At 65.8% G+C, this 12882-nt stretch carries 14 protein-coding genes; all 14 read right to left on the bottom strand.

Features of this window, described 5'->3' with window-relative positions; translation table 11 throughout:
• Window position 1: 1 nt before the first annotated feature.
• Complete coding sequence (dxr, locus tag U5709_RS02665) at window positions 2-1210, bottom strand: 1-deoxy-D-xylulose-5-phosphate reductoisomerase (protein ID WP_415860334.1); 1209 nt, start codon at window positions 1208-1210, stop codon at window positions 2-4.
• A complete protein-coding gene (locus U5709_RS02660) occupies window positions 1207-2109 on the bottom strand; it encodes a phosphatidate cytidylyltransferase (protein ID WP_321971993.1) in 903 nt (300 codons plus the stop codon). Before U5709_RS02660 ends, dxr begins: the two co-directional genes overlap by 4 nt.
• 49 nt (window positions 2110-2158) lie before the next feature.
• Window positions 2159-2938 carry an isoprenyl transferase gene (locus U5709_RS02655; RefSeq protein WP_321972701.1) on the bottom strand — a complete coding sequence of 260 codons (780 nt, stop codon included), beginning with the start codon at window positions 2936-2938 and terminating at the stop codon, window positions 2159-2161.
• Window position 2939: 1 nt separating this feature from the next.
• Window positions 2940-3485, bottom strand: a complete 546-nt coding sequence (gene frr / locus U5709_RS02650; RefSeq protein WP_321972700.1) for a ribosome recycling factor — start codon at window positions 3483-3485, stop codon at window positions 2940-2942.
• A 3-nt stretch (window positions 3486-3488) separates the two neighbouring features.
• Window positions 3489-4214, bottom strand: a complete 726-nt coding sequence (pyrH, locus tag U5709_RS02645; protein WP_321972699.1) for a UMP kinase — start codon at window positions 4212-4214, stop codon at window positions 3489-3491.
• Between the two features lie 176 nt (window positions 4215-4390).
• The gene (gene tsf / locus U5709_RS02640) at window positions 4391-5260 is read right to left on the bottom strand and encodes a translation elongation factor Ts (RefSeq protein WP_321972698.1); all 870 of its coding nucleotides are present in this window, start codon (window positions 5258-5260) and stop codon (window positions 4391-4393) included.
• A gap of 47 nt (window positions 5261-5307) precedes the next feature.
• On the bottom strand, window positions 5308-6054 hold the full coding sequence (rpsB, locus tag U5709_RS02635) for a 30S ribosomal protein S2 (protein ID WP_321972697.1): 747 nt from the start codon (window positions 6052-6054) through the stop codon (window positions 5308-5310).
• A 222-nt stretch (window positions 6055-6276) separates the two neighbouring features.
• Window positions 6277-7188: a tyrosine recombinase XerC gene (locus U5709_RS02630; RefSeq protein ID WP_321971408.1), complete on the bottom strand. Its 912-nt coding sequence runs from the start codon at window positions 7186-7188 to the stop codon at window positions 6277-6279.
• Window positions 7185-8504, bottom strand: coding sequence for a methylenetetrahydrofolate--tRNA-(uracil(54)-C(5))-methyltransferase (FADH(2)-oxidizing) TrmFO (gene trmFO, locus U5709_RS02625; RefSeq protein WP_415860333.1), 1320 nt, complete (start codon window positions 8502-8504; stop codon window positions 7185-7187). Before trmFO ends, U5709_RS02630 begins: the two co-directional genes overlap by 4 nt.
• Window positions 8505-8542: 38 nt before the next feature.
• Complete coding sequence (locus U5709_RS02620; protein ID WP_321971409.1) at window positions 8543-9439, bottom strand: DNA-processing protein DprA; 897 nt, start codon at window positions 9437-9439, stop codon at window positions 8543-8545.
• A gap of 9 nt (window positions 9440-9448) precedes the next feature.
• Window positions 9449-10933, bottom strand: a complete 1485-nt coding sequence (locus U5709_RS02615) for a YifB family Mg chelatase-like AAA ATPase (RefSeq protein WP_321971410.1) — start codon at window positions 10931-10933, stop codon at window positions 9449-9451.
• Window positions 10933-11445, bottom strand: coding sequence for a YraN family protein (locus tag U5709_RS02610; protein ID WP_321972696.1), 513 nt, complete (start codon window positions 11443-11445; stop codon window positions 10933-10935). Before U5709_RS02610 ends, U5709_RS02615 begins: the two co-directional genes overlap by 1 nt.
• Window positions 11446-11641: 196 nt before the next feature.
• Window positions 11642-12433 (bottom strand): ribonuclease HII, encoded by a 792-nt coding sequence (locus tag U5709_RS02605; RefSeq protein ID WP_321971412.1) that lies wholly within the window; start codon window positions 12431-12433, stop codon window positions 11642-11644.
• Window positions 12434-12496: 63 nt separating this feature from the next.
• Window positions 12497-12838 (bottom strand): 50S ribosomal protein L19, encoded by a 342-nt coding sequence (gene rplS / locus U5709_RS02600; protein WP_321971413.1) that lies wholly within the window; start codon window positions 12836-12838, stop codon window positions 12497-12499.
• Window positions 12839-12882 lie beyond the last annotated feature (44 nt).

The raw sequence follows: 12882 nt of genomic DNA, 5'->3' as shown, positions 1-12882 counted from the left end.
GCTAAACCTCCGCGGTAAGGACGCGACGAGCGGCCTCGCGGGCGCGGGCGTCGACGTCGAGCAGCTGTTGGAGGTTCTCTACCCGCTCGACGCTCGTTTGGTCCATGACGGCCGAGACGACGCGCTCAATTTCGGTGAAACCACACGAACCTTGGCGGAAGGCAAGGTTGGCGACCTCATTGGCGGCGTTCATGGCGCAAGGCAGCGTGCCGCCGGTTCGTCCGGCATCCTTGGCCAGGCGAAGGCACCCGAAGGTCTCCTCGTCCGCCTCGCCGAATGTGATAGGCGCGCAGGAGCCCCAATCAACGCGCTCGACGCTTGCGTCCCAGCGCTCGGGATAGCTGAGGGCATACTGGATGGGCGCGCGCATGTCGGAGCCACCGAGCTGGGCCTTAACGACGCCGTCGGCGAACTCGACCATGGAGTGAATCTTGCTCTGTCGCTGCACGAGGACGCGAACGGAGTCGACGGGCACCTGGAAGAGGTGCTTGGCCTCGATGACCTCGAGTCCCTTGTTCATGAGCGACGCCGAGTCGATGGTGATCTTGGCGCCCATGTCCCACGTGGGGTGCGCGAGCGCGTCGGCGGCGGTGACGACATCGAGCTCAGCGCGCGTCTTGCCATAAAAGGGACCGCCCGAGCAGGTGAGCCATATGCAATGGACCTCGCGGCTACGCTCTCCCACCAGGCACTGGAAGATGGCCGAGTGCTCGGAATCGACAGGGATGAGGCGGCCGGGCTTTGCCATCGGCATGAGAAGGTCGCCGCCGCAGACGATGGACTCCTTGTTGGCATAGGCGAGGACCTTGTCGGCGCGCAGGGCCTCGTAGCCGGCGTGTATACCGGCGAAACCGACAAGGGCGTTCACCACGATGTCGACGTCGGGAAGGGCCGCGAGCGCCGAGACCGCCTCGGCGCCGAACCCCGCATCGCAGCCGCAAGGCAGCTCGGCGAGGCACGCATCGTTTCTGTGAGCGGCATCCGCTACGGCGACGTGGGCGCAGCCGAACTCTCGCGCGGCAGCGACGAGCTTATCGGTCGAGGAGTTGACGGAGAGGGCCGTGACCTGGACCTTATCGGCGTGCCTGCGGGCAACGTCGAGGGTCTGGGTGCCGATGGAGCCCGAGCAGCCGAGAACAGCCACGCGCACCGGGCGCGGGCGTTCCGAGCACGGCGCGGTGTCCTCGAAGATAGTTATGGGGTTTGTCACAGGATTCCTCCGAAGTGCAGGATCATGTACGCGGCGACGGCGCCGAAAAGCAGCGAGTCGGAGCGGTCGAGAAGGCCGCCGTGCCCCGGGATGAGGTTGCCCGAGTCCTTGACGCCGGCGCCTCGCTTGATACGGGACTCGAAGAGGTCGCCGATGACTCCGACGATGCCGACGACGACGCCCACAAAGGCCGCGAGCAGGGGGTTTAAGGCGGGCACGGCAACGAACGCCAGGACCACCCACACGATTGCCGAGCCAATAAGGCCCGCCCAGAAGCCCTCCCAGCTTTTCTTAGGGCTGATGCGTGGAGCGAGCTTATGCGCGCCGATGCGCGAGCCCACGAGATACGCGACGGCGTCGTTTGCCCAAAGCGAGCCCATGACACCGAAGGTGAGGAGCCCCCCGTGGACGCCCTTGTCGGAAAGGCGGATGAGCGGGATCGCCGAGAACGCGAAGCCCGTGTACACGGGCCCGAAGACCGTCACGGCGACGTCGGCGATATTCGCGCGCGGGGTGGCCACGTACCAGCAGGCGATGCAGACGAGCAGGACGAGCAGGACGATGGCGAGGCCGGCCGGGCCTTGGAAATAAGCGGCGATTGGAAACGCAGCTGCCGCGGCGAGACCCATGACCTCGTTGGGCATGCGCCCGCCCATGCGGCAGATGCGGAAGAACTCGGAGCAGCACAGCCAAGCCATGGCGGCGACGAGCAACGTCGTGGTGAAGGGACCGATAAAAAGGCACGCCAAAACGACAAGAGCATAGATGGCGCCAGACATGGTGCGCGTCAGGAGCTTCTCCGCGGTGCCGCGGGCGCGTTGGCCGCGGAGTTCTCCTGCGGCCCGCTGGCCCTCCTTGGCGGCGCGGCGAGCCTCGAGACGATCGACCTGGCGGTCCAAGCCGACGCTCCGGGTCCGATTTTTCTCATCGATGCGCTCGCCAGACATGTTATTTGACTCCCCCGAAGCGACGCTCGCGAAACTGGTAGGACTTGATGGCGCGCAACATGTCCCAGCGCGAGAAGTCCGGCCACAGGGTCGGGGTCACGTAGAACTCGGAGTACGCCAGCTGCCAGAGCAGGTAGTTCGAGAGGCGAAGCTCGCCGGACGTGCGGATGAGCAGGTCGGGATCGGGCAGCCCCCGGGTGTAGAGATGGCCGGCGACGGCATCGGCGTCGATCGTGTCGGCGTCGCGCTCCCCCGCCGCGACCTCGGCCGCGAGCTCGCGTGCCGCCCGTGCTATCTCTGCGCGCGAGCCGTAGTTGACGGCCAGCGCGAAGGTCATGCCGTCGTGGTCGGCGGTCTCGTCGAGGCCCTTCTGGAAGACCTCGCGGGTCTCGTCGGGAAGCGCCGTGAGGTCGCCGAAGAAGCGAAGCCGCACGTTCTCCTGGTGGAACAGCGGCAGCTCGTGGACAAGCGTCGTGGCGAAGAGGTGCATGAGGAGGTTGACCTCCTTCTGCGGCCGCTTCCAGTTCTCGGTTGAGAAAGCGTAGACGGAGAGCACATCGAGGCCGAGGCGGACGCTCGTGGTCACGGCCTCGCGAAGCGAGTCGACGCCCGCCACGTGACCCTGGCTGCGGTCGAGCCCGCGAGCAGTGGCCCAGCGGCCGTTTCCGTCCATGATGATGGAGACATGGCCCGGCACACGGGCCATGTCGACGTCGTCGAGCGAGATGTCCTCGGGAGCCTCGCAGAAGTACTCCTTGAGAAGGTCTTCGTCGTAGCGCAAGCTAGATCTCCATGATCTCGGCGGTCTTGGTCTTCAGCATGTCCTCGACCTTGGCCACGTAGCTGTCGGTGAGCTTCTGGACGGCCTTCTTCTCGCGGCTGGCGTCGTCCTCGGCGAGTTCCTCGTCCCGGTCGATCTTGCCGTTGGCGTCGCGGCGCACGTTGCGGATGGCCACGCGGGCCTCCTCGGCTAGCTTGGAGCACTCCTTGGCGAGCTCCTTACGGCGCTCCTCGGTCGGGCGCGGGAAGGGCAGGCGGATGGAGACGCCGTCGTTGGACGGGGTGATGCCGAGGTCGGAGGCCTCGATGGCCTTCTCGATGGCCTTCAAGGACGTCTTGTCCCACGGCTCGATGACGAGCATGGAGGCCTCGGGGACCTTCACGCCGGCGAGCTGGGTGATCGGGGTAGGCTGGCCATAGTAATCGACCTTGATGGGGTCGAGAATATTGGCATTGGCGCGTCCGGAGCGGACGCGGGAGAAGTTGGTCTTCAGGGCATCGATGGCCTTATCCATGTGGGACTTGGCATAGTCGGTGTGCTGGCTCATAGGTTAGTCCTCCTTGTTGTAAACGACGGTGCCCACGTGGGCGCCCTCGACAGCGTTCTGGAAGTTCCCGTCGCCATTGATGTCGAAGATCATGACGGGCATATTGTTGTCGCGGCACAGCGCGATGGCGGCGGCGTCCATGACCTTAAGGTTCTTCGAGAGGACCTCGTCGTAGGTCACGGAGTCGTACTTCTTGGCATCGGGGTTGGTCTTGGGGTCCGCATCGTAGACGCCGTCGACGTTGGTCGCCTTCATGAGGATCTGGGCGTTGACCTCGCAGGCGCGCAGCGCGGCGCCGGTGTCGGTGGTGAAGAACGGGTTACCGGTGCCCGCGGCCAGGATGACGATGCGGCCCTTCTCCATGTGGCGTATGGCGCGGCGGCGGATGTAGGGCTCGGCGATCTGGCGCATCGAGATTGCGCACATCACGCGGCTGTCCATGCCGGCCTGCTCAAAGGTGTCCTGGAGGGCGAGCGCGTTGATCACGGTGGCGAGCATGCCCATGGAATCGCCCTGGGCGCGGTCCATGCCGCCTGCAGCCCCCTGGACGCCGCGGAAGATGTTGCCGCCGCCGATGACGACGGCTATCTCGACGCCGGACTCGAAGACGGGGCGGATCTCGTCAGCGAGCCTCTTGGGGACCGCGGGGTCGATGCCGAATTCCTGGGAGCCCATGAGGGCCTCGCCGGAGAGCTTGAGCAAAACTCGCTTGTACGTAGCGTCTGCCAAAACTTCCTCCACTCATATCGGAATGTCATGCGCGCAGGGCGCTTCTTTGCTAACTGATGAGTCTAGCAGACGAGGGCCTCGGCGCGACCCCTGCGCAGCCGAGCGGCGCCGAGCCTGCACATAAAAGGAGCCGGCCGCTTTATGCGACCGGCTCCGAAAAGATCTAAGAGCTCGATTTACTCGCCGAAGCGGTAAAGGACGAAGGACTTGACCTTAATCTCGTCGCCGAGATCCTTGGAGGTCTTCTGGGCGAGGCCGTTGATGGTCGTGGAGGAATCCTTGACGAACTCCTGCTCGCAGAGGACGAACTCCTTGAAGTACTTCTCCAGACGGCCCTGGGCCATCTTCTCCTGGATAGCCTCGGGCTTGCCGGACTCGGCAGCCTGGGCCTTGTAGATGGAGAGCTCGTGCTCGACGGTCTCGGCCGGCACATCGTCGCGGGAGGCGGCGACGGGGGCGGTAGCGGCGATCTGCATCGCGACGTCGTGGGCGAAGGTCTTGAACTCGTCGGCAGCGGCGCTCTCGGCCTTGGCGAACTCGAAGCAGGCGATGTCGGCGATCTTGCCGCCGAGGTGGATGTAGGAGGCCAAGGCGCCGTTCTCGACGGAGACGCGCTGGAAGCGCATGACCTTCATGTTCTCGCCGATGACATGGATCATCTCGGTGAGCTCGGCGTCGACGGTGGAGCCGTCCATCTCGCAGGCCTTGAGGGCGTCGACGTCGGCGGGGTTCTGCTCGGCGACGACCTGGGCGAGCTTAGCGGCGAAGCCGGTGAACTTGGGGTTGGTGCCGACGAAGTCGGTCTCGCAGGAAAGCTCGAGGATGGCACCGGTCTTGCCGTCCTCGGAGACGAAAGTGGCGACGGTGCCCTCGTTGGTGTCGCGGCCGGCGCGCTTGACGGCCTTGGCGATGCCCATGGTGCGCAGGACGTCGACAGCCTTCTCGATGTCGCCCTCAGCCTGGACGAGGGCCTTCTTGCACTCCATCATCGGGGAGTCGGTCATCTCGCGAAGCTGCTTGACGAGGGCGGCGGTAATCTGAGCCATTGGTATCTCCTCTGTGGTCGAAGTTGAATTACTGGTGTCCGTAGGACTTACTCGGCAGCGGCGGTCTCGGCAGCCTCGGCGGGAGCGGCCATCTCCTCAGCGGTGATCTGCTCTTTGCCGGAGCCGCCGAGGACGGCGTCGGCCATGAGCTCGCACATGAGGGAGACGGAGCGGATGGCGTCGTCGTTGGCGGGGATGCCGTAATCGACGACGTCGGGGTCGGAGTTGGTGTCGAGCAGGGAGACGACGGGGATGTGCAGGCGGTTGGCCTCGCGGATGGCAATCTCCTCGCGCTTGGAGTCGACGACGAAGATGGCCTGCGGCAGGGCGGTCATGTCGCGGACGCCGCCGAGGTTCTTCTGGAGCTTATCGAGCTCCTTGCCGAGGACGGCCTGCTCCTTCTTGGGGAGGGTGGCCATGCGGCCGTCGTTGACCATGGCCTCGAGCTCCTCCATGCGGTTGATGCGGGAGCGCATGGTCACGAAGTTGGTGAGCATGCCGCCGAGCCAGCGCTGGTTGATCCAGGGCATGCCGCAGCGTTCGGCCTGCTGGGAGACGGGCTCCTGGGCCTGCTTCTTGGTGCCGACGAAGAGGACCTTGCCGCCCTTGGAGGCGACATCCTTGAGGAAGGAGTAGGCCTTATCGGCGCCGTACATGGTCTGCTTGAGGTCGAGGATGTAGATGCCGTTGCGCTCGCCGAAGATGTAGGACTTCATCTTGGGGTTCCAGCGGCGGGTCTGGTGGCCGTAGTGGCAGCCGGCATCGAGCAGGGTCTGGATAGTGATTTTAGCCATTTTGTAACCTCCTGTGGTTGGTCCTCCGCGCGAGGTCATCCCCGGTAACTGCCACCCGAGGCCTGGCTTATTGAGCCTTCGGGCACCACGGCAGGCGGGTCGTCGCGCGTGTGTGATGGTGCCGGCGGTCGCCGGCATGCCGTGCTTGTGCACAACAGCAATTTAGTATAGCAGGCACAAATCTCTTGTACAGGGCCAATTTATGCCCACAGCCTCGCCATATCAGGCGCGGGGATGGGACGCGCGAGCGGCCTCTTTGAGGCGCTCGACCGACAGGTGCGTGTAGATCTGGGTGGTCGAGAGGCTCTCGTGCCCGAGAAGCTCCTGGACGCTCCGGAGGTCGGCGCCGCCCGAGAGGAGCTCGGTTGCGAAGGTGTGGCGCATGGCATGGGGCGTGAGGGCCGAGTCGAGACCCGCCATGGACACTCGCGACTCGAAGACGCGCCGAAGCGCGTCGGCCGACATCCGGTTGCCGCGCGCCGAGAGGAAGAGCGCCCGCGCCGAGTCGGCAGCGTTCTTCTTGGCACAGGCGAGAAACCCCGGGCGAGCCTCCTCGAGGTAGCGAGACACCCAATCGAGGGCCGATTCATAGACGGGTACGATCCTCTCCTTGCTCCCCTTGCCGAAAAGCCTGAGCTGGGCCGCGCTGAAATCGACCGAGCCCACGTCGAGGGCCGAGATCTCCGAGATTCGCGCCCCGCTCGCATAAAGGAGCTCGAGGAAGGCGTGGTCGCGCAGATCTTTTGGGCCCGGGCCGTCACAGGCGGCGAGCAGGCGCTCGGCATCGTCGTCGCTCATGGTCTTGGGCAGGCGGCGGGCGTTCTTCGGGCTCGCGACGGCGGCCGCGGCCGGGCTCGCCTCGTAGCCGTGGGCGACCATCCAGCTGTAGAGGCCCCGGATGGCCGAGAGATGCCGGTTAATGGTCGCCGTGGCGTAGCGCTCGCAAGAGAGATGGGCGAGGTAGCCGCGGAGCTCCTTATGGGTCACGCGGAATGGATCCACGTTCTGCGCCTCGCACCAGCGGGCGTAGGAGCGAAGGTCCGTCCCATAGCCGCGCTCGGTGTTGGCCGAAAGGCCCCTCACATCGGCGAGCTGCCCCGCGAAGGCGTCGACGCACTCGTCGAAGGCGCTCACGCGAGGCCCAGGTCCGAACGTCCGGCCAGGTAGGCGTCGAGGTCCGCCGCGGCTCGGTCGGCGTAGACCTGGCGTCGCTTGGCCTTGTCGCGCACATGCTGCTCGAGCGGCGGGTAGATGCCGAAGTTGACGTGCATGGGCTGGTAATCCTTGGTGGCGGGGTCGGTCGCGTAGTCTGCGAGCGAGCCCAGGCTGCCCGTAACCGGCAGCGACACCACCGGTGCCCCGATGAGCTCGGCGTAGGTGTTCAGCGCGGCGAGAAGGCCCGAGGCGATGGCCTCCACGTATCCCTCGGTTCCGCAGATCTGGCCCGCGAGGCGCGCCTCGGTGCCGGGAATCCTGAAGGTGCGGTCGAGCACATGCGGGGAGTCGACGAAGGAGTTGCGGTGCATGACGCCGTAGCGCAGGAACTCGGCGTCCTCAAGGCCTGGGATCATGCGGAAGACGCGGCGCTGCTCGGGCCAGGTGAGGTTCGTCTGGAAACCGACGAGATTGAACGCCTGGGCGCTCTCGTTCTCGGCTCGAAGCTGCACGGCCGCCCAGGGGCGGCGGCCCGTGCGCGGGTCGGTGAGGCCCACGGGCTTGAGGGCGCCGAAGCGGATGGCGTCGCGGCCCGTGCGGGCGACCTCCTCGACCGGCTGGCAGGCGCAAAAGAGGTCCTTTTGCTCGAAGTCGCGCGCGATGACGCGTTCGGCCCCCAGAAGGGCGTCGATGAAGGCCTCGTACTCCTCTTTGTCCATGGGGCAGTTGAGGTAGTCGCCCACGCCCTCCTCATAGCGCGACTGCGAGAAGGCGATGTCCCGGTCGATGCTCTCGGCCGATACGATTGGGGCCGCGGCGTCGAAGAAGGACATGTGGCTCTTGCCCACAGCGGCCTCAACGGCGGTGAAGAGCGCGTCGGCACAAAGCGGCCCAGCGGCTATGACGCAAGGGCCGGCGGGGATCTCGCTCACCTCCTGCCGTGCCACCTCGATGAGGGGGTTGCCGAGAATAGCCTCGGTGACGAGCACCGAGAAGCGGTCGCGGTCGACGGCCAGCGCTCCGCCCGCGGGCACGGCCGCCTCCCGCGCGAAGCCGAGAAGGAACGACCCCATGCGAGCGAGCTCCGCCTTGAGGATGCCGGCAGCGGAGTCCGCCTTGGTCGACTTCAGCGAGTTGGAGCAGACGAGCTCGGCGAAGCGGTCGGTGTGGTGGGCGGGCGAGGTGGACTTAGGGCGCTGCTCGAAGAGACGCACGTGCACTCCCCTCTTCGCGAGCTGCAGGGCGCACTCGGAGCCCGCGAGGCCCGCGCCGACGACCGTGACCGTGTTCTGCATGAGGCTGATCCTTCCCGCGCCCCGGCGGCGCCGCGTGTTCAATGCCCCATATTGTTACCCAAGTAGTAGGCCTTCGTGGGCGAGTACTTTCCGTCGGGCTGCCGCTCCACGAGGTTTCTCGCTTCGTAATCGGCCAGAAGGCGCATGGTCTCAAGGACTTTTTGGCCCATGGCCTGCGCAAGCTCCTCGGGCCTGAGCGCAGAGCCCAGCAGGGCGACCATGACGGGGTCGGCCTCGGCCTTCGGTTTAGTCTGCATGACGAGGAACCCGAGGTCGAGGGCGAGCGCCGTCGAAAGCGCCTCCTCGTCGTGGATGATCTGCGCCCCTTCCGAGATGAGCATGTTCGTGCCGCGGGAGTTCGCCGAGAAGATGGAGCCCGGGATGGCGTAGACCGGGCGCTCGAGCTCGATGGCGGCGTCGGCCGTGCTCAAGGTACCCGAGCGATAACCGGCCTCGGTGACCACGAGGGCGCGGCAGAGCGCGGCGATGAGCGCGTTTCTCTTCGGAAAGGCCCAGCGCCTCGGGGGCGAACCCCACTTTTCCGCCGATATGACGGCGCCGCCCTCGGCCACGGCCCGCTCGAAGACATCGCGCGAGGTATCGGGGTAGACGCAGTCGGCGCCGACGCCCGAGACAACGATGGTCGGCGCTCCGCCGTTAAGTGCCGCGCGCTGCGACTCCGCGTCACAGCCCATGGCCCCTCCCGAGACGACGCCGACCCCTCCCTCGGCGGCGACGCGGCCCGCCATCGAGGCTATGGCGAGCCCATAGGGCGTCGCCCTTCTCGCGCCGACGACGCCGAGGTAGATGCCCTCGAGGCGCCCAGGGTCGCCACGCCCGTAGATGACCTGCGGCGGGTTTGCCAGGTCCATAAGGCGCGAGGGGTAGCCGTCCTCGCCGAGCCTGAGCTCCCAGCACTTCTCGTCGATTGCCATGAGAACCTCCTAAAGCTTCGAGCGCGACCGGAAACCGAGTGCCTCGATGACGTCGTCTTGCTGCACGAGCTCATGTTCAGCGAGGTCGGCTATGGTCCTCGACACCCGGGCGACCCTCACGATCGCGCGGCCCCCGAGCCGCAGACGCTCCGCGTAGCTCTCGAACATCCTCTGCGCGTCGTCGTTGAGCCTCGCCCCTCCCGGCCCCGCCGGTCCGTCCTCGCGAGCCTCGCGCCAAGATCTGAACTCTCGCGCGTTTATCACGAGCTCGCGCATCTCCTGCGACCCCATGCCCTTGCCCCCGCGGATCACGCTTTTCTCGCTCGGGCGGGCCACGTCGCACACGACGTCGATGCGGTCCATGAGCGGCCCGCCGATTTTTCCCTGGTAGCGCGTGACGGCGGCTGGATTGCAGGTGCACTCGTGGCCGGGGTCGCCCAGATGGCCGCAGGGGCACGGGTTCGCTGCCGCCACGAGCTGGAAGTCGCAGGGAAAGGTGTAGACGCCGCTCGAGCGGACGAGGCGCACGAAATGGTCCTCTATGGGCTGGCGCATGGACTGCAGCACGTTCTTGGCGAACTCCGGCAGCTCATCGAGAAAGAGCACACCCTTGTCGGCCAAGGAGAGCTCGCCTGGCTGCACAGGTGAGCCGCCGCCGACGAGGCCCGCGATCGAGATGGTGTGGTGAGGGTCCCTGAAGGGCGGGAGCCCCGCCGCGATGGTGTCCGTGGGCCGCCCAGCGACCGAATGGACCAGCAGCGCCTCGGCCTGCTCCTCCGGCGTGAGCGGCGGAAGGATCGTCGGCAGGCGCTTGGCCAGCATTGATTTGCCCGAGCCGGGAGGCCCGACCATCAGCATGCCGTGGCGGCCGGCCGCAGCGATGACCATGGCCCGCTTAGGAATCTCCTGGTCGATGACATCGGCGTAATCGAGATCGTCGGGCGGCGAGGACGCCTCGGTGTCGGGCGCGGTCGCGCTGAGCGGCCGCAGGCAGGACAGGCCGGCCTTGAGCTGCGAGATCGACTCGAGCCCCAAGGTATTTGCCGCGTAGGGGCCCGGGGCCGAGGTCGAGGCTGAGGTGACAAGGTCGAGCCCCTGCTCCGCTGCGAGAAGGGCGAAGGCCGCAGAGCCCCTCGACGGTACGACGGTCCCGTTCAAGTTGAGCTCCCCCACAAAGACCGCATGGTCGGCAACGGAGGCCGGGATCTGCCTGGAGGCGATGAGCACGCCGACCGCGATGGGTAAATCGAACGTCGTGCCCGTCTTTCTCGCCTCCCCGGGCGAGAGGTTGATGGTAAAGCGCACCTGCGGTATCTCGAAGCCGCACTCCCCGAGGGCACACCGCACGCGCGACCCGGCCTCCATGATCTGTTTGTCGGGGTTGCCCACAAAGATGAACCCGGGGACGCCGCCGGTGGTGCCGACCTCGACCGAAACGGGCATGGCCTCGATGCCGTGGATGAACGCGGAGCGGACCGCTACCGAGGTACCCATCAGCGGTCGACGAAGATCGAGCCGGTCATGAGGCGCAGCCGTGTCTGGCCGTCGTCGTCGAGGATTATCGACACGACGTCCACGGCCACCGGCATGCTCAGATGGTGCTCTGAGAGATACACGTCGGCGAGCAGGGCGTACTTGTCCTGCTTCGCTTGGGTGACCGCCTCCTCGGGAGCGCAATCGGTGAAGGTGGTGCCGTGGCGCCTGGTCTTCACCTCGACGAACGTGAGGGTGCCCTCGGGGTTCTCGGCGACGATGTCGGCCTCTCCCCTCCTGCAGCGCCAATTACGCTCGCGGATCTCGTAGCCGCGCTCCTTGAGAAAGGCAACGGCGAAGTCCTCACCGAGCTGACCGATCTCGCGGCGCGTCAGCTCGTTCACGGGCCTCGGCGACTTGTACGTCTCGGCGGGCAGCAAATAGAAAGACCTCGAGACGCCGAGCCCCTCAGCGGGCGCGTCATAGGACTCCTCGAACTCAACGGTCGAGACGTATTCGTATTCGGTGCACATGGGTCGCTCCTTCCCTGGCGGTAAACGTGGGAAGCGAGCATGGCAGACGCGTCTAACCGCAGTCTTACCGAACTCTTGCAGCTATCTTGCAGAATTCTTACCGCTCACGAGCGGTTCAAAGAAAAGTTTTCAACAATCGCCAACACGGGCCGACCGAGAGCATGTTGAAAACAGATTCAGGTCGAAACCGGGAAGATTAGAAAAGCGCCGGAGTCTCCAAGAAATTGCCACAGAACGAGAAACGGTGGATCGGCGTGAGCCCATGGGCCTTGATGGCGGCGATGTGGTCGGCGGACGCATAGCCCTTGCACTCCGCGAGGTGATACTCGGGATACTCATCGTCGTAATCGACCATGATATGGTCCCTCGTCACCTTGGCGACGATGGACGCCGCGGCGATGGCGGCGATGCGCGCATCGCCCTTCACCAGCGTCTTCTCCTTGGGGTGCAGGTGCATGGGGTTGCCGTCTATCAATACGCAGTCGGGCTCCACGCCCGCGTCATGAATAGCCCCTTTCATGGCCATGCGCAGCGCCTGGGCCATACCGACGGCATCGATCGATGCTGGCTCGATGTGGCAGGTGCCGATAGCGAGCGCCACGTCGGCGATCTGGGCGGCGAGCACCTCTCGCTTAGCGGGCGCGAGCTGCTTGGAATCGTTGATGCCGAGAATCATTGGGTCATAGGGCAGGGCCACGGCGCACACGGTGAGCGGTCCCGCGATCGAGCCGCGGCCGACCTCGTCGACGCCGAGCACTATGCCCTCGCCGCCCAGCTCGCGCTGCAGGTCGTACATCCCCTGCACGCGGTCGCGCTCCGCCTCGGCCTTCTCGAGCCGCTTAGCGGCGGAGGCGACCGCCTTCTGCACCTGCTTGCGCGGGTCGTCCGCATAGCGCGCGATCATCTCGCGGGCCTCGTCATCAGGGGCGTCCGAAAGCAGCGCGGCGATCTTTTTCGCCGACGATAAGCCTGAGCGTGTACCGGCCATGCCCTCTCCCTAAAAATAGGGCCGTCCCGAGGGACGGCCCAGTTGCGAGTGAATGTGTTGCTCTTAGCGCTTCTCGGGGATACGAGCAGCCTTGCCCACGCGATCGCGAAGGTAATAAAGCTTGGCGCGACGGACCTTGCCGTGGCGGACGACCTCGAGCTTGGCGATCTTGGGGCTGTGGAGCGGGAAGGTGCGCTCGACGCCGCAGCCGAAGGAGACCTTGCGTACGGTGAAGGTCTCGCGGGCACCGGAACCGCTCATGCGGATGACGTCGCCCTGGAAGACCTGCTCACGACGGCGCTCGCCCTCGATGATCTTATAGTAGACCTTGACGTTGTCGCCAACCTTGACCGTGGGGATGTCCTCACGAATCTGCTGACGCTCGATGGCGCGAATGTAATCCATTGTTGTTCCTTGTCTCTAGAGGTGCCGACGCCCTTGCGAACGGC

Source organism: Paratractidigestivibacter sp. (assembly GCF_963660155.1).
Lineage (GTDB): Bacteria > Actinomycetota > Coriobacteriia > Coriobacteriales > Atopobiaceae > Paratractidigestivibacter.
This window is presented reverse-complemented; position numbering and strand designations above follow the sequence as displayed.

Coding starts and splice junctions, on each gene's coding strand:
- frr (WP_321972700.1), bottom strand. CDS start 3,485: ATGAGCCAGCACACCGACTATGCCAAGTCCCACATGGATAAGGCCATC.
- U5709_RS02620 (WP_321971409.1), bottom strand. CDS start 9,439: ATGGCAATCGACGAGAAGTGCTGGGAGCTCAGGCTCGGCGAGGACGGC.
- U5709_RS02605 (WP_321971412.1), bottom strand. CDS start 12,433: ATGGCCGGTACACGCTCAGGCTTATCGTCGGCGAAAAAGATCGCCGCG.
- rpsB (WP_321972697.1), bottom strand. CDS start 6,054: ATGGCTAAAATCACTATCCAGACCCTGCTCGATGCCGGCTGCCACTAC.
- rplS (WP_321971413.1), bottom strand. CDS start 12,838: ATGGATTACATTCGCGCCATCGAGCGTCAGCAGATTCGTGAGGACATC.
- trmFO (WP_415860333.1), bottom strand. CDS start 8,504: ATGCAGAACACGGTCACGGTCGTCGGCGCGGGCCTCGCGGGCTCCGAG.
- U5709_RS02610 (WP_321972696.1), bottom strand. CDS start 11,445: ATGTGCACCGAATACGAATACGTCTCGACCGTTGAGTTCGAGGAGTCC.
- U5709_RS02615 (WP_321971410.1), bottom strand. CDS start 10,933: ATGGGTACCTCGGTAGCGGTCCGCTCCGCGTTCATCCACGGCATCGAG.
- tsf (WP_321972698.1), bottom strand. CDS start 5,260: ATGGCTCAGATTACCGCCGCCCTCGTCAAGCAGCTTCGCGAGATGACC.